The sequence below is a fragment of the Paenisporosarcina sp. P4_B8 genome, assembly GCF_056402175.1.
Genome location: NZ_JBFUHX010000013.1, coordinates 1 through 15,179 on the forward strand (window position 1 = coordinate 1; position 15,179 = coordinate 15,179).

At 40.2% G+C, this 15,179-nt stretch carries 17 protein-coding genes and 2 tRNA genes; 14 read left to right on the forward strand and 5 right to left on the reverse strand.

The genetic code is table 11. From position 1 onward, the window contains the following. The first annotated feature begins 10 nt into the window (after positions 1-10). Positions 11-101 (forward strand) — tRNA-Ser (locus AC1DSK_RS12580). 7 nt (positions 102-108) lie between these two features. Further along, a tRNA-Glu gene (locus tag AC1DSK_RS12585) sits at positions 109-180 on the forward strand. 147 nt (positions 181-327) lie between these two features. Here the strand turns inward: AC1DSK_RS12585 and AC1DSK_RS12590 are convergent. Next, positions 328-1,239, reverse strand: a complete 912-nt coding sequence (locus AC1DSK_RS12590) for a 1,4-dihydroxy-2-naphthoate polyprenyltransferase (RefSeq protein WP_477548022.1) — start codon at positions 1,237-1,239, stop codon at positions 328-330. A gap of 174 nt (positions 1,240-1,413) precedes the next feature. Here AC1DSK_RS12590 and AC1DSK_RS12595 point away from each other — a divergent pair, with 174 nt between their 5' ends. The 6 genes from AC1DSK_RS12595 to menC all read left to right on the forward strand — a co-directional run bounded on the left by AC1DSK_RS12595 (position 1,414) and on the right by menC (position 8,747). Further along, positions 1,414-2,796 carry an isochorismate synthase gene (locus AC1DSK_RS12595; protein ID WP_477548023.1) on the forward strand — a complete coding sequence of 461 codons (1,383 nt, stop codon included), beginning with the start codon at positions 1,414-1,416 and terminating at the stop codon, positions 2,794-2,796. Beyond that, entirely contained in the window at positions 2,789-4,507 is a 1,719-nt protein-coding gene (menD, locus tag AC1DSK_RS12600) for a 2-succinyl-5-enolpyruvyl-6-hydroxy-3-cyclohexene-1-carboxylic-acid synthase (RefSeq protein WP_477548024.1), read from the forward strand. Before AC1DSK_RS12595 ends, menD begins: the two co-directional genes overlap by 8 nt. After that, the gene (gene menH / locus AC1DSK_RS12605; protein WP_477548025.1) at positions 4,495-5,322 is read left to right on the forward strand and encodes a 2-succinyl-6-hydroxy-2,4-cyclohexadiene-1-carboxylate synthase; all 828 of its coding nucleotides are present in this window, start codon (positions 4,495-4,497) and stop codon (positions 5,320-5,322) included. The genes menD and menH overlap by 13 nt, the downstream gene beginning before the upstream one ends. 11 nt (positions 5,323-5,333) lie before the next feature. Further along, positions 5,334-6,152, forward strand: a complete 819-nt coding sequence (gene menB / locus AC1DSK_RS12610) for a 1,4-dihydroxy-2-naphthoyl-CoA synthase (RefSeq protein WP_016426539.1) — start codon at positions 5,334-5,336, stop codon at positions 6,150-6,152. 61 nt (positions 6,153-6,213) lie between these two features. Further along, positions 6,214-7,662, forward strand: a complete 1,449-nt coding sequence (locus AC1DSK_RS12615; protein WP_477548026.1) for an o-succinylbenzoate--CoA ligase — start codon at positions 6,214-6,216, stop codon at positions 7,660-7,662. Next, a complete protein-coding gene (menC, locus tag AC1DSK_RS12620; RefSeq protein ID WP_477598258.1) occupies positions 7,635-8,747 on the forward strand; it encodes an o-succinylbenzoate synthase in 1,113 nt (370 codons plus the stop codon). The genes AC1DSK_RS12615 and menC overlap by 28 nt, the downstream gene beginning before the upstream one ends. A 39-nt stretch (positions 8,748-8,786) precedes the next feature. On the opposite strand, the gene AC1DSK_RS12625 is transcribed toward menC, so the two are convergent. From AC1DSK_RS12625 to ytzI, 3 genes are all read right to left on the reverse strand, one after another. Beyond that, entirely contained in the window at positions 8,787-9,755 is a 969-nt protein-coding gene (locus tag AC1DSK_RS12625) for a metal ABC transporter solute-binding protein, Zn/Mn family (RefSeq protein WP_477598260.1), read from the reverse strand. A gap of 117 nt (positions 9,756-9,872) precedes the next feature. Continuing rightward, entirely contained in the window at positions 9,873-10,103 is a 231-nt protein-coding gene (yidD, locus tag AC1DSK_RS12630) for a membrane protein insertion efficiency factor YidD (protein ID WP_477548029.1), read from the reverse strand. Then, complete coding sequence (ytzI, locus tag AC1DSK_RS12635; protein ID WP_016426544.1) at positions 10,100-10,246, reverse strand: YtzI protein; 147 nt, start codon at positions 10,244-10,246, stop codon at positions 10,100-10,102. Before ytzI ends, yidD begins: the two co-directional genes overlap by 4 nt. A 100-nt stretch (positions 10,247-10,346) precedes the next feature. Here ytzI and AC1DSK_RS12640 point away from each other — a divergent pair, with 100 nt between their 5' ends. The 6 genes from AC1DSK_RS12640 (at position 10,347) to AC1DSK_RS12665 (ending at position 13,401) form a co-directional block, all read left to right on the forward strand. After that, the gene (locus AC1DSK_RS12640) at positions 10,347-10,796 is read left to right on the forward strand and encodes a Dps family protein (protein WP_016426545.1); all 450 of its coding nucleotides are present in this window, start codon (positions 10,347-10,349) and stop codon (positions 10,794-10,796) included. Between the two features lie 107 nt (positions 10,797-10,903). Then, a complete protein-coding gene (locus AC1DSK_RS12645) occupies positions 10,904-11,206 on the forward strand; it encodes a transposase (protein ID WP_477548030.1) in 303 nt (100 codons plus the stop codon). 47 nt (positions 11,207-11,253) lie between these two features. After that, entirely contained in the window at positions 11,254-11,766 is a 513-nt protein-coding gene (locus tag AC1DSK_RS12650; RefSeq protein WP_016426547.1) for an NUDIX domain-containing protein, read from the forward strand. Next, positions 11,705-12,490 carry an alpha/beta hydrolase family protein gene (locus tag AC1DSK_RS12655; protein WP_477548031.1) on the forward strand — a complete coding sequence of 262 codons (786 nt, stop codon included), beginning with the start codon at positions 11,705-11,707 and terminating at the stop codon, positions 12,488-12,490. The genes AC1DSK_RS12650 and AC1DSK_RS12655 overlap by 62 nt, the downstream gene beginning before the upstream one ends. 3 nt (positions 12,491-12,493) lie before the next feature. Then, positions 12,494-12,943 (forward strand): hypothetical protein, encoded by a 450-nt coding sequence (locus AC1DSK_RS12660; RefSeq protein ID WP_477548032.1) that lies wholly within the window; start codon positions 12,494-12,496, stop codon positions 12,941-12,943. A gap of 17 nt (positions 12,944-12,960) precedes the next feature. After that, positions 12,961-13,401: a hypothetical protein gene (locus AC1DSK_RS12665; protein WP_477548033.1), complete on the forward strand. Its 441-nt coding sequence runs from the start codon at positions 12,961-12,963 to the stop codon at positions 13,399-13,401. 40 nt (positions 13,402-13,441) lie between these two features. Here AC1DSK_RS12665 and pckA read toward each other — a convergent pair whose 3' ends face one another. Further along, a complete protein-coding gene (gene pckA / locus AC1DSK_RS12670) occupies positions 13,442-15,028 on the reverse strand; it encodes a phosphoenolpyruvate carboxykinase (ATP) (RefSeq protein ID WP_477548034.1) in 1,587 nt (528 codons plus the stop codon). Between the last annotated feature and the right edge of the window lie 151 nt (positions 15,029-15,179).

The window sequence follows — 15,179 nt, forward strand, 5'->3', positions numbered from 1 at the left end:
AATTATTTCTGGGGAAGTACTCAAGTGGCTGAAGAGGCGCCCCTGCTAAGGGTGTAGGTCGGGCAACCGGCGCGAGGGTTCAAATCCCTCCTTCTCCGCCAGATGTAAGGCCCCTTGGTCAAGCGGTTAAGACACCGCCCTTTCACGGCGGTAACACGGGTTCGAATCCCGTAGGGGTCATTTAAAAAGATGCGCTATCTTCGGGATAGCGTGTTTTTTTATGGAGAAATGTCGAATTGTAGCGAAACGCGACAGACGAAATTCATACAAGTATTTTTATAAACAAACAACCGCAATTGCTGAATGCAATTGCGGTTGTTTTTCATTCTATAATAAGTAGCCGATCAATAAACCTATACCGAGTAAGAATCCGAATAGTGTGTTTGTTAATGCCGTATCTTTCATAGCCGGCATTACTTCCAGTGGGTGTTCTTTTGTTTTGAAAACTTGGATGGCATACACTGGTTTCTTTACGCTTAAGATCACAAGTAGTGCCCAAGGCGTTACAAGGTTTAGAATAACTAATATTAAAATCCAAATGTATGAAATTACGAATAGTGCTAACAAGACATTAACTGCTCGTTTGCGACCGATTAAGATGGCCATCGTTTTTCGACCACTTTCTTTATCACCAACTAAATCGCGAATATTATTGGAGAGCATAATTGCTGCAACCAGTAACATACTGGGTATAGACAATAATAGAGCAATGGTCGTTATTTCACCTGTTTGGATATAAAATGCGATGAGAACAATGAGCATTCCCATAAATACACCTGAAAATATTTCTCCAAAAGGTGTGTACGCAATCGGGTAGGGACCGCCTGTATAGAAATAGCCGATCGCCATTGACACAGCACCAACGACTGCCAACAACCAAGTGGTTTCGATACATATGTATATCCCTAAGATAATTGAAACTGCATAAAGCAGTAACGCGAGCTGCATAACTGTTTTTGGTTGAACGCCATTTCTGACGATGGCTCCACCAATTCCCACAGACTTCTCATTATCTAAACCTCTTGTGAAATCATAATACTCATTAAACATATTAGTTGCTGCTTGGATGAGCATACTTGCAACTAGCATTGCTAAGAATAAAGGCCAGTGTATATCTGTATAAGAAATTGCAATCATTGTACCTAGAAACACCGGAACAAATGATGCAGTTAACGTGTGAGGCCGTGTTAATTGCCACCAAATACGCCAGCCACTATCAGCTTTTAACTCGTGTGACATATAGTTTCCGCTCCTTCATCTTTTTTCACCTCTCTCATTGTACTTCATCCACTTAATTCTGTGTAGATTGTTTGCTTAACGGGTGCTGAATTATCAATAAAGAGGTATGATAGAAGGTAGGATATTAAAGGGTTCTCATATGTTTATGAAGTCCTAATTACGGAGGGAAGCTGGATGAAACGAAAGTCATTTACATCCACAGAATATGTAGTCGAAGATCATTCTTCGGCCGTACATTTTTATACAGAAACAATTGAAGTGAATGGATTATCCTCTGTTGCTTTCTTTGAAGCAGGAGAGTCATATAAAGGTCAACGATTTTACTGGCAAAACCGTGAAAAGACATTTACATTAGTCGGACTTGGACATGCTCATGTCATTACAAGTTCTTCAGAAGAAAATCGCTTTGCAGAAGTGGATAAACAATGGAATGAATTATGTTCTAAAATCGTGAATGAAGAGCATGATTTACAACCAATTTTGTTTGGCGGGTTTTCATTTGATCCAGCCAATAAACTATCTTCCGAGTGGGATATGTTTCCTTCGGCTTACTTTGCTGTGCCTTCTTTTCAACTCGTTATTCGTGATGACAGAGTATTTATCAGCATCCATTTAATTACGAGTGATAAAAATTCACAACTTCAATTCGATCGGTTGCGAGGTGAACGGGATGACCTGATTCATGCAGCACAGGTCAAAGAATTGAAACCTTATGCAAAGCCTCTATTAACTCAAATGGATGAGCGCTTCAAAGAGTTGTATATGGATGCAGTTTCACATGTCACGAAATTTATTCATGCCGGAGAAGCTCAAAAAGTTGTCATAGCACGTTCATTGGCACTGACCTTTGCTGAAGAAGTGAGTTCACCATCCGCCATGTATCATATGTCTAAAGAGCAACCAGAAAGTTTTCTATTTGGTTTAGAGCTTGCAGATAATTTGTTTTTTGGAGCGACACCAGAACGCTTGGTGAAAGTAGAAAATCGACGAGCATTATCCACTTGCTTAGCTGGATCTGTTAAGCGGGGACAAACTGCAACCGAAGATCAGCAATTAGGCAATGATTTACTGCAGGATTCAAAAAACAGGGAAGAACATCAATACGTGGTAGACATGATTACAGGTGTTTTCAACCAATATTGTGATGATGTTAAAGTGCCTAAATATCCAAAATTGATGAAAATCAGGGATATCCAGCATCTATATACACCGGTGGAAGGGAAGTTGCAAAAAGGTCAAGGACTATTGCAACTGGTGAAAGATTTGCACCCAACGCCGGCTTTAGGTGGAGAACCCCGAGGAGATGCCATGGCTATAATTAGAATGGTTGAGCAAATGAATCGTGGATACTATGCTGCTCCAGTTGGATGGATAGATGCAGAAGGAAATGGTGAGTTTGCTGTTGCGATCCGGTCCGCGTTATTAAATAAAACGAACGCTTACCTATATGCTGGTGGAGGTATTGTTGCGGATTCGGATCCGACTTCAGAATATGCGGAGACGTTAGTGAAATTCAGGCCGATGTTACGCACGCTTGGAGGCAAATTACATGGATAATCGTGCAATGTTAACTGAGTATGTACACTCTATTGTACAAGCCTTTCTCCAAGCAGGCGTTAATGATATCGTAATCAGTCCAGGTTCTCGATCTACTCCCTTGGCTTATGCATTCAGTCTTACGAAAGAATTCAACACGTATATGCAAATCGATGAGCGATCCGCTGGCTTTTTTGCTTTAGGAATGGCCAAAGCTAAACAGAGTCCAGTTCTTTTACTATGTACGTCTGGAACAGCCGCAGCCAACTATTTTCCTTCTATTGTAGAAGCGAGCTATGCGAGAATTCCACTTATTGTTTTAACGGCAGATCGTCCGCATGAACTTAGGGAAGTGGGAGCACCTCAAGCCATTGATCAAGTTCAATTGTATGGAAAACATGTTAAATGGAGTGTGGACTTACCTTTGGCTGACGACCATAAAGAGACGATCCCATTTATTGTCCGTCATACGGGGAGGGCCATAGCACACGCAAAGGCTGCACCAATGGGTCCAGTCCATATGAACATCCCTTTCCGTGAACCTTTACTGCTTGATTTTGACTATCAAATAGAAGCTTCTACTTTTCAAAAATCATTACCAGGGACTATCGTTGCTTCACAGACCAATATGAATTTTGTTGAACAGACGATTGCTCAAGCTAGTCGTGGTTTACTCATAGTTGGGGAACTATCGGCAGACACTGATAAGAATGAGTTTTGGGCTTTTGCTAAGTCAATCCAGTGGCCTGTATTGGCAGATTCACTTTCTCAACTTCGGACAGGCGTCCCAAAAGAATGCCAACACTTACTCATTGATCAATACGATGCACTTCTGAAAAGTGAACACTTTAAACAGTCCATTGTTCCCGATGTAGTTATTCGCTTTGGTGCCCAACCAGTATCCAAACCGCTATCGTTATTTTTGAAAGATGTACAGCCTGAAATCTATATTGCGGTGGATGAAGATCCTTTGTTCAGGGATTCGTTAGGGGTTGTGACTCACCATGTACACTCCGAGGCCCAAGCGTTGTGGAAAGAATTAAGTAACATTCAGGAGAATGAAGCTCTTCCAAAATGGACAGAGGCTAACACGATTGCTACTAAGCACGTTGAGAGATATATTAATGAACAACACGACGAAGGAGCGCTAGCAGGTCTGCTGTTTAAACATTTGCCTGATGGGAGTGATCTTATTTCAGGCAGCAGTATGCCAATCCGTGATGTCGATACGTTCTTCAATCAAACTGATAAAGACATTTCGATTTATGCTAACCGGGGAACGAATGGAATTGACGGTGTCGTTTCCACTGCTCTAGGTATTCAGCAGGCGAGAAAAAGACCTGCGACTTTATTGATTGGGGACATCTCGTTCCTGCACGACAGCAATGGATTACTGGTTACACGTTTCCATGAAACTGACCTCACCATTGTTGTTATGAATAACGATGGTGGCGGCATCTTCTCGTATTTGCCTCAGTCCACCGAAGAGACGTACTTCGAAAAATTGTTTGGTACGCCAACCGGTTTGACGTTCGATTCAATTGCCACCATGTATGAAGCTGAATATTTTGCTGTGGAATCAAAAGAAGATTTTACAAAAGCTTTAACAACGCCCAAACAAAAAGACTTACGAATTATAGAAGTAAAGACCAATCGCCAACAGAACGTTTTGAAACACCGTCAGTTATGGAATGGAATTACTGAGGAGTTGGACCGAAAATGGAACAACTAGTCGCAACCGTTCGAGGAGTGAAAGTTAGTTATTCCATCACCAACAGAGAAGCTTCGGAAACAATCATCTTTTTACATGGATTTACTGGAAGCACGAAAACGTGGGTTCCGATTATTGAACAATTACCTGATTCTGTCCGTTGCATTACAGTCGATTTAATGGGGCATGGTAAAACCGATTCACCGAGTGATGCAAATCGTTACATCATGTACGAACAAGTGATGGATTTACACGAACTTTTTCTATTTCTGAATGTTACTAATTTCACGCTCGTTGGTTATTCTATGGGAGGACGTATTGCGCTTGCTTATGCGCTTGCATTTCCTAAGCATGTTAAGCGGCTCGTACTGGAGAGTGCATCTCCAGGTTTACAATCAGAAGCTGACAGAATGGCCCGAATAACTGCAGATGAAAAATTAGCGGAGAAAATGGAAATTGAAGGTCTTTCATCTTTTATCGATTTTTGGCAGGACATTCCATTATTTCATTCTCAAAAAAAGTTAGGTGAGATAAAGCTTCATTCCATCAGGGAAGAGCGAATGCAACAAGCTGTTTTGGGATTGGCTAATAGTTTAAAGGGAATGGGTACCGGCAGACAGCCTTCTTACTGGTCCAGATTGAATGAGTTGAAAATCACTGTCATCATAATCACAGGTGAACTCGATGAAAAATTTACGATCATTGCCAAACAAATGACAGAACTCATTCGATATAGCCAGCATCTTGAAGTTTCAGGGGCAGGACATGCAATACATGTGGAAAATCCCGTTCAGTTTGCTACAATAATATTGGAGCAAGTATTAGAAAGATTTTGAGGAGGAAGAGTATGACACGTCAATGGGTATCAGAACGTACATATGAAGATATTAAGTATGAAACATATAACGGTATTGCGAAAATTACAATTAACCGTCCGGAAGTAAGAAATGCTTTCCGACCTAAAACAGTTAAAGAATTATTGGATGCATTTACTTATGCACGCGATGATTCAAAAGTAGGCGTTATCGTATTAACGGGTGAAGGCGAAAAAGCTTTCTGTTCAGGTGGAGACCAGTCCGTTCGTGGACATGGTGGATATGTTGGGGAAGATGAAATCCCACGTTTGAACGTTTTGGATTTACAGCGCCTGATTCGTGTTATTCCTAAACCTGTAGTGGCAATGGTAGCGGGGTATGCGATCGGTGGCGGACATGTACTGCATGTCGTATGTGATTTGACGATTGCTGCAGACAACGCGATCTTCGGACAAACTGGACCGAAAGTGGGATCGTTTGATGCAGGATACGGCTCAGGATATTTAGCTCGTATTATCGGTCATAAAAAAGCACGTGAAATCTGGTACTTATGCCGTCAATATGACGCACAGGCAGCACTTGACATGGGCTTGGTTAACACTGTAGTTCCTTACGCACAATTAGAAGATGAAACGGTTCAATGGTGTGAAGAAATGCTTTCAATGTCACCTACAGCCCTTCGTTTCCTGAAAGCGGCAATGAATGCAGATACAGATGGTTTAGCAGGTTTGCAACAAATGGCTGGAGATGCGACACTTCTTTACTACACGACAGATGAAGCAAAAGAAGGCCGCGATGCCTTTAAGGAAAAACGTAAACCTGACTTCGGTCAATTCCCACGTTTCCCTTGATAATAACAATTTTCTAGCTGTCCTTTTTAAGGGCAGCTTTTTCTAAAGGTGGCTATAAATCATGTACCCTAACTGGCTAGCACAACGGGTCAAAATGACTCCGAACCGTAAGGCATTAACATTTGGACAACATTCCTGGACGTTTCAACAGCTTTTCGACGAAGCAATGAATTTAGCTGGTTCACTAAAGACAGTTGGAATTGACAATGGAAATCGCGTCGCCATTCTATCACCTTCAAATCCTTCTTTAATTGTTACAATCCATGCCTGTTGGCAATTGGGCTGTGAAGTTGTTCTATTAAATGAACGATTGTCTGATGGGGAACTTGACTATCAAATTAACGATGCACAGCCAACACTTTTGTTAGTCGAAAAAGACTATCAGGCAAGAGTGGCTAACCACCCATCAGTGACATTGGACGAACTGGCAGAAAAGGCTTCAAGCAAATTCGGGATAGAAGATGAGTGGCCAATCGATCGTACCATGTCCATTATGTATACATCTGGTACAACGGGAAATCCAAAAGGTGTTCGTCAAACCGTCCGAAACCATACCACGAATGCAACGGCTTCAGCGTTTAACATGGGGATACAATCAAATGATGTATGGCTTTGTACGATGCCAGTCTTTCACATTAGCGGTTTATCCATATTCATTCGCTCCGTATTATATGGAATGGAAGTGAAGCTCTATTCAAAATTCGACTTGGTAAAAGTGGTCGACGATTTAGTAGATGGACAGGTCACACGTATGTCTGTTGTCTCCGTTATGCTAGAACGGATTCTAAGGGAATTAGAGGAGCGGGACGCGAAAGTATCTCCTTGTTTACTGACGATGCTAGTGGGTGGAGGTCCTGTTCCGAGCAATTATTTAGAGCGAGCTATTTCTCGCGGTATTCCAATACTGCAAACTTATGGAATGACCGAAACGTCCTCCCAAACAGCAACGCTTGCTCCTGAAGATGCGGTCAGGAAACTGGGGTCTTCTGGCAAACCATTGTATTTGAGTTTCATTCGAATCGATCAAGCATCAAAGCCATTTGAAGAAGGAGAGATTTGCATACGTGGCGGGCATGTAACACCTGGTTACATTGGCAGTCATACAACTACGGCATCCCAAGTAAAAGGATGGCTTCATACCGGCGATATTGGCTATTTCGATGAAGAAGGATATTTATTTGTCGTCGACCGACGTTCTGATTTAATTATTTCCGGCGGGGAAAATATTTACCCAGCAGAAGTGGAGAATGCGATTCTTCAACATCCACAGATTCGGGAAGCCGGAGTCTGCGGAATGAGTGATGAGAAGTGGGGACAAGTACCCGTAGCCTTTATTGTCAGTGATGAGGATATGACAGTTGCATCATTACAGGCATTTTTACAAGCCAAATTAGCACCTTATAAAATGCCGAAAGCATTATATCAAGTCAATGCTATGCCACGGAATGCATCGAATAAATTACTTAGAAGAGAGCTGAGAGCGTGGTTAATATCCAAATCAAGCAAGTGACGTTATATCACGTACGTGTACCGCTAAAGCAAACGTTTTCTACGCATTTACAGGAAGTGGTGGAACGAGAGAGTATCTTGCTTGAAGTAATGGATGTCGACGGTACAATCGGTGTAGGCGAATGTGTGGCATTTACTTCCCCATGGTACACCGAAGAGACAGTGGACACTGCTTGGAACACGCTTGAAAATTGGATAATCCCAGCTTTGTTGAATCAATCTTTTTCACATCCAGACCAACTAGACGCCGCTTTAGAGAAAATAAAACGCAATCATATGGCAAAAGCGGCCTTTAATCATGCAGTTTGGGATATTTATGCCAAGAAATTGAATCATCCTCTATGGCAAGTAATCGGTGGAACAAGACCCGTTATAAATGCCGGAATAGTGGTAGCTGCTGCAACTGAAAAAGCCATGATGGAAGAAATCGAAACCGCAGTAAAAACCGGGTATAAACGGATAAAGGTGAAAATTTCTCAAAACACAGATCCAAAACTCATGAAATCAATTATCGCACAATACCCTCAAATGTTATTTTTCGCCGATGCGAATGGAGCATTCACAGAAAGAACACTGGATCACTTAATCGCATTCGACGAATGTGGTTTTGCATTAATCGAACAACCTTTTTCAGAACACCATAATCGCTTGTCTGCTGAAGCTCAACGAATAATGAAAACGCCATTTGCCCTGGATGAAAGTATTGCAAGTTTAGCAGATGCCCAGGATATGATTGAACGCAAGTCTGGGAAAATAATTGTGATGAAACAAGGCAGAGTTGGTGGCCTAACTGCTGCTCTTCAAATTCATAATCTATGTGTCATAGCAGAAATACCAATTTGGGTGGGTGGTATGATTGAATTTGGCGTTTCAAAAGCATTCAATTTAGCTTTTGCTTCATTACCAGGAGTTAAGTTTCCAGGAGATTTCAGTTCATCGACTCATTTTTGGGAGAAGGATTTGGCGACTCCGCCCATCGATGTATGTGATGGTAAAATAGAACTCTCTAATTTACCAGGTGTCGGAGTATCTTGGAATCATGCCATTCTTCAGCAATTCGAAGTGCAAACCAAGCTATTTAAATGAGTAAAACCACGGAATGAAAGCCATTCCGTGGTTTTTATATTACTTAGCTGAAGCCAGTGCTTTCTTTAATGTTTCTAAATTTTGCTCCATTAATGTGAAGTAAGTTTCTTTGTTTTCAATATCTTTCTGTGTCAGTACGCCTAAGTTATGCAAGGTCATGGCATCTGCACCGACTTCATTTTGAATCACTTTCGTTAAATTGGATGAGACATTTTGTTCAAATAAAATCGTTTTGATGTTTTTTTCTTTTGCCAGTTTGACGATATCAGTAAGATCTTGTTGAGAAGGTTCGTCCTGCGAATTCAAGCCTGAAACTGCAACTTGCTCAAGACCATATGTTCCAGCCAAGTACCCAAAAGCCGCATGAGATACAAAGAACGTTTTATTATTCGATGCGTCCGCCATTTCCTTGAAATCCGAATCCAATTGTTTGAGTTCAGTCACTAATAGGTCGTAGTTCTTAGTATAAGTTGCTTCATTTTCAGGATCTTTTTCAATTAATGAATTTTTAATTGAAGATGCAAGTTTAATGCTGATTTGAGGTGAAATCCAAAGGTGCGGATCGATGTCACCATGATCATGCTCATCGTGACCTTCTTCTTCATGTCCATGGTCATTTGCTTTACCCATTTCCAATTCTTTATCAGAAACTGCATCAGCAGTTGCGACCAAAGAAACATCTTCATTTGCCAATGTCTTTTTCGCATTTTCAACAAAACCTTCAAGTCCTAAGCCAATATAAAAAAACAAGTCTGCATCTGCTAAATCCATCATATCTTTTTGCGTGGGATCGAATGTATGCTCGTTTGAACCTGCAGGATATACGGATTCCACATTCACATGCTTGCCACCGATTCGTTCGGTAAAGTAAGTAAGTGGATAGACCGTTGTATAGACAGTTAAGGCATTGGGGTTTTCAGATTTACCATTAGTCGAAGTGTCTTTTCCACAAGCAACGGTAAATAAAGTAAGAACAGTGATTAAACTATATAATAGAAATTTCTTCATGATTATCTCCTTTTTAAATAGTAACGATTACGATTTGAATTAAGAACTTACTTATCATACAAGATAAATCTTTAAAATACAAGAAAAATGGACACAAAAAAAATGACTCTTTTCAAGTCATTTCTTTGTAGGCCATTCTTCTGGTACTGGATCATATCCGCCTTCATGAAATGGATGACAACGAAGGATACGGCTGATTGCCAAGTAAGTGCCTTTGATTGCTCCGTGTTTTTCGACAGCTTCAACGCCGTAATGGGAACATGTTGGATAAAATCGGCAACTCGGCGGTGTCATTGGCGAAATGAATTTCTGATAAAACCGGAAGATGCCAATCACAAGGAATTTCATGTGTTGTCACTTTTGCCTGCTGATTCAGTTGGAACTGGATCTATTTTATGCTCTATTTTATACGCTTTTTTAGTTGCAAGAAGGAACATCATGGTGATGCCGATGACCATTACTATTGAGACGATTATCATAAATGCTAACATTTTTTTCACTCCACTTCGTTCTGTATGTTTATTGTAGAGAACTTAGTGGTAAATTGAAAGTATTCAGAGCGATAAATAAACTTAGGAGTGTGAAGTTTTTATGTCAGCAGCATTAAATACAGAACTAAATAAGCAAGTAGCAACTTGGTCAGTAATGTATGCGAAGTTACATAATTTCCATTGGTATGTAAAAGGACCTCAATTCTTTACATTACATGCAAAGTTTGAAGAACTTTACAATGAAGCAACGTTACATATGGATGAAATTGCCGAACGTTTGCTTACTTTAGGCGGTAAACCAGTTGCCACATTGAAGGAGCATTTAGAACTATCAGATGTTACGGAAGCGACAGGCAAAGAAAATGATATGCAAATGGTTGAAACAGTTGTAAAAGATTTCGGTAAAATTATGAAATCATTGAAAAAAGGGATGGACGAAGCTGCAAAAGATGAAGACGATATGACAGAAGATGTATTGAATGCAGTGTATCAATCGATTGAAAAACATCAATGGATGTTAAATGCTTTTTTAGGCGATACAAACAAATAAGCATTTCCAGCAAATTCCTTATGGGAATTTGCTTTTTTCAATTCTCCTATCGTTTGCATGCATGAAATATATCCATAATGCCATGCTAGAAAAAAGGGGTTGAAAAAATGTCAAAAGTATATGTTTCGGTCGCTCATCACCGATACTATTTCCATCCTGAGGATTCGCCATGGGAATATGAGATTGAAGCCGAGCCCGAAGTTTTAACCGTACTAGATCAATTATTTGATCAAAAGGAATCCTTTGAATGGAAAGGTTTTTGGAGAGCTCAAACGCCTTATGTCCCTTACCATCTAGACCCAGAAAATGATGGTGTCGATTTGCGATTGAAAAAGTTATACGCTGTCATTCATGAGTACGGAAATGAAGAAGCAAAACAACAAATAGAAACATTGCCTTATTATAGTTGAATGCTGTGCATGCCTTCGCTACACTATTTGAAAGGAGTGTAGCAGGCATGTTTTCTTTTGTAGATCAGCATGGGTTAAAAGTTACGTTATCATTTGAACCAAATGCCTTTTTAATTCCTACCACACATGTACTCGTGCTAGCGAACAGGCAGAACCAGTGGTTGCTAACAAAACATCCACAAAGAGGGATTGAATTTCCCGGTGGAAAAGTAGAATCAGGCGAGACGTTAGAACAAGCAGCAAAACGGGAAGTATTTGAAGAAACAGGCGCACAACTTTCAAATTTAATATGGTTTGCAGAATATATGGTGCATGAGCGTAAGCCTTTTTGTAAGGCGGTTTTCCGTGCAACAGTTGATTCAATTGAAAACAATAGTGAACGATTTGAGACTGAGGGACCTGTATGGATGACGATACAGGAGTTTTTCAAATCAACTAATCTTAGTTTTCATATGACAGATGACGGAATGCGAAAAATGTTGGAACAGGTGATGTTAGATGAAAGTAGACGGAACAATTGTACACAGACTTCCGTATCCAAGTCCAAATCCACAAGTTAAATTAACGGAAATTGTCTATTGGTCATGTGGATTCAGGGTAAAAGGGTTACTCGCGGAGCCACGCAAAGAAGGCAAGTATGAGGGAATCCTCTATTTACGTGGAGGTATTCAAAACATTGGTATGGTTCGATCTGCTCGAATTGCTCAGTTTGCCACACAAGGATTCGTGGTGTTTGCCCCTTATTATCGTGGGAACAGAGGCGGCGAAGGTAGAGATGAATTTGCTGGGGAAGATCGGTTTGACGCTACCAATGGAGTAGAAGTATTAAGACAGTTTATTTCAGTGAACCGTATTCATTTGTTTGCATTTTCTCGTGGAGGAATTATGGCTTTATGGACGGCTGTTCTGCGTTCAGATATTACATCGGTTGTCACCTGGTCAGGTGTGTCAGACATGGTTCTCACCTATGAGGAACGTGAAGACATGCGTAGAATGATGAAGCGGGTGATTGGTGGTAATCCTACGAATGCACCTGAGGCATATGAACTTCGTCAACCACTCAAACATGTCAGTGCTATTGATGCCAAAATTCTAATTATCCATGGACGAAAAGATGGGAATGTCGGAATTGAACATGCCTTACGTCTCGAAAAAGCACTCATCGATGGAAATAAAAATTTTGAGACTTGGTATTTTAAAGATTACACACATTATTTCCCTTCGAAAACCAATAGACAAACTGTCAGAGATTTAACGGACTGGATGAAACGACAAGGGGATTAATATATGAAACATATCCGAATTCATTTAAAGACTAGCAGTACTGCTAACAAAACCTCTGTCCCTAATGATACGTCATATTGGAAAAAGCTTTGGGATTCATATACGAGTGAATATGCTTCAGTGGAAATTCTATGTTGGCAGGAAGAAGTGCATGATATTGAGGAATTGACCAGACTCTCTGCACATTCTGTGAATCAAGGACTTGTAAAATCGTTTACAATTACATTGGACGAAGAAAACTGTAACTATTTACGTAATCATTCGATTGATGCAGACGGTGGTTTAAAATGGTTCACTATATTCTTTTATAAAGAAGATATTCAAATGCTTGAGATAGCACAATATGGTTCAGAAATTGTATTATATGGAGTAAATGAGAAAGAAGCGGAAGAATTTGAAGCGCTATTCCCTGAAATCGAGAACGCGGAATACTTCAAAGAACACCTCATGTAAGCAGAGGAGGGTGAGGCATGGGAAATTTACATATAATATACGACTCTTTATTACTAACCAGTGAAACCAACAAGCTTAGGAAGAGTATTAGCTATTGGTTTCCGTTAATGAATGAGGTACTTCCAGTGTTTACAGAAGTCGAAGTGCATTGTCGTGAAGATGAAAAAGAAGCAATTCTTAAGATTAAACCTTTCGCTCATACCATTCGATATGGAAGTGGATTGGTCATTTTTACAATGCCTCTAAATCAGAAGCTAAAAGACTTGCTGCTGTATGGGGTAAATGAAGGACATACCAGGATTCCCTGGTATACATTAGTATTCAAGAGAAATGGTGCACATATTTGTACTGTTAAATATCACGGATCTGAATTGTTTTTCTACCAGATAACGAAAGAGGATGCTAAAGAGATAGAATCTTACTTTCCCGAAGAGACAGTTTTTGAATATACGAAGTAAAAAAATGGCCTGCACATGAAGTGCAAGCCATTTTTTTATTCTAGATAATCGGACCGCCTTTAGAAATAATCTCTTCAGACACTGATCCGAATTTAATGAAGTTTTCACGGAATCGATTAGCCAGTTCTTGAGCTTTGTTATCGTATGCTGCTGGATCCGCCCATGCATCGCGTGGGTTTAATACGTCAGACGGTACGCCAGGTACTTCTTTAGGAATAGCTAAACCGAATGCTGAACCTTTATCCATTTCAACATTATCTAATTTGCCTTCCAATGCAGCACGAACCATCGCACGTGTATAAGAAAGTTTCATACGGCTACCAACGCCATATTCGCCACCAGTCCAGCCAGTATTTACAAGGAAGACTTGTGCATCATGCTCATCGATTTTGTTCCCTAACATTTCTGCATATACAGTTGCAGGAAGGGGAAGGAATGGAGAACCGAAACAAGTTGAGAATGTTGCTTGTGGAGATGTAATTCCACGCTCTGTACCAGCAAGCTTCGATGTAAATCCGCTTAAGAAGTGATACATCGCTTGTTCTTTCGTCAACTTACTGATTGGAGGTAATACCCCAAACGCATCTGCAGTTAAGAAAATGATGGTTTTTGGATGACCCGCTACAGAAGGATCAACAATATTGTCGATTGCTTGTAATGGGTAAGCAGCACGCGTATTTTCAGTTAACGAAACATTTTCGTAGTCGGGTATACGCGTTTCAGGATCCAATACCACGTTTTCCAATACAGAACCAAAACGGATTGCATCGAAAATTTGTGGTTCATTTTCACGTGTTAAGTTAATTGCTTTTGCGTAACAGCCGCCTTCAATATTGAATACGCCGTTATCTGACCAGCCATGCTCATCATCGCCGATTAATTTACGATCTGCATCAGCAGATAATGTTGTTTTTCCTGTTCCGGACAATCCGAAGAACAAAGCAACATCGCCTTTTTCACCAACGTTTGCAGAACAGTGCATCGGTAGTATGCCTTGCTCAGGAAGCAAGTAGTTCATAATGGAGAAAATTGATTTTTTCATTTCACCGGCATACTCAGTACCACCGATTAAAATGATGCGTTTTTCCATTGACACAATGATAAACGTTTCGGAACCTGTACCATCGATTGCAGGATCTGCTTTGAAAGTCGGAGCATAAACGATTGTGAATTGTGCTTCATGCGATGCCAACTCATCTTTAGTCGGACGAATGAATAATTGGTGTGCAAAAAGGTTATGCCAAGCATATTCATTGATTACTTGCAATGAAAGGCGAGATTCTTTATCCGCACCGGCAAAGCCATTAAAGACAAATAACTCTTCTTTTGTTTTTAAATAGTTCACAACTTTTTTATATAAAGAGTTGAAAATTTCAGATGATATTGGTTGGTTTACTGAGCCCCAATCAATCTTGTCTTTCGAGCTATCTTCCACAACAACATATTTGTCTTTAGGAGAACGTCCTGTATATTTTCCTGTCACTACTTTTACAGCTCCAGTTGGTGTTAAGACAGCTTCTCCACGTAATGTTGCTTTCTCCACAAGTTGTGGGACTGAAAGTTGCACATGCACGTTTTGGCCATTTAACAAGTCGTTCAGCTCGTTCATCGTGTTCACTGAATTCATGTATATGTACCTTCCTTTATCGTATATTACCCTTATATCGGGTTAACCTTGATTCGAAAATTAGTATAACACATTACGCTTAATAATCTACACTAATAGCCTAATTAATTATATCTGATTTTCGAACATTTATATAGAACGAAAAAAATAT

Coding starts and splice junctions, on each gene's coding strand:
- AC1DSK_RS12645 (WP_477548030.1), top strand. CDS start 10,904: ATGTCAAAAGTATATGTTTCGGTCGCTCATCACCGATACTATTTCCAT.
- menH (WP_477548025.1), top strand. CDS start 4,495: ATGGAACAACTAGTCGCAACCGTTCGAGGAGTGAAAGTTAGTTATTCC.
- AC1DSK_RS12655 (WP_477548031.1), top strand. CDS start 11,705: ATGAAAGTAGACGGAACAATTGTACACAGACTTCCGTATCCAAGTCCA.
- AC1DSK_RS12640 (WP_016426545.1), top strand. CDS start 10,347: ATGTCAGCAGCATTAAATACAGAACTAAATAAGCAAGTAGCAACTTGG.
- menB (WP_016426539.1), top strand. CDS start 5,334: ATGACACGTCAATGGGTATCAGAACGTACATATGAAGATATTAAGTAT.
- AC1DSK_RS12665 (WP_477548033.1), top strand. CDS start 12,961: ATGGGAAATTTACATATAATATACGACTCTTTATTACTAACCAGTGAA.
- pckA (WP_477548034.1), bottom strand. CDS start 15,028: ATGAATTCAGTGAACACGATGAACGAGCTGAACGACTTGTTAAATGGC.
- AC1DSK_RS12590 (WP_477548022.1), bottom strand. CDS start 1,239: ATGTCACACGAGTTAAAAGCTGATAGTGGCTGGCGTATTTGGTGGCAA.
- AC1DSK_RS12650 (WP_016426547.1), top strand. CDS start 11,254: ATGTTTTCTTTTGTAGATCAGCATGGGTTAAAAGTTACGTTATCATTT.
- AC1DSK_RS12660 (WP_477548032.1), top strand. CDS start 12,494: ATGAAACATATCCGAATTCATTTAAAGACTAGCAGTACTGCTAACAAA.
- AC1DSK_RS12615 (WP_477548026.1), top strand. CDS start 6,214: ATGTACCCTAACTGGCTAGCACAACGGGTCAAAATGACTCCGAACCGT.
- ytzI (WP_016426544.1), bottom strand. CDS start 10,246: ATGTTAGCATTTATGATAATCGTCTCAATAGTAATGGTCATCGGCATC.
- menD (WP_477548024.1), top strand. CDS start 2,789: ATGGATAATCGTGCAATGTTAACTGAGTATGTACACTCTATTGTACAA.
- AC1DSK_RS12625 (WP_477598260.1), bottom strand. CDS start 9,755: ATGAAGAAATTTCTATTATATAGTTTAATCACTGTTCTTACTTTATTT.
- yidD (WP_477548029.1), bottom strand. CDS start 10,103: ATGAAATTCCTTGTGATTGGCATCTTCCGGTTTTATCAGAAATTCATT.
- AC1DSK_RS12595 (WP_477548023.1), top strand. CDS start 1,414: ATGAAACGAAAGTCATTTACATCCACAGAATATGTAGTCGAAGATCAT.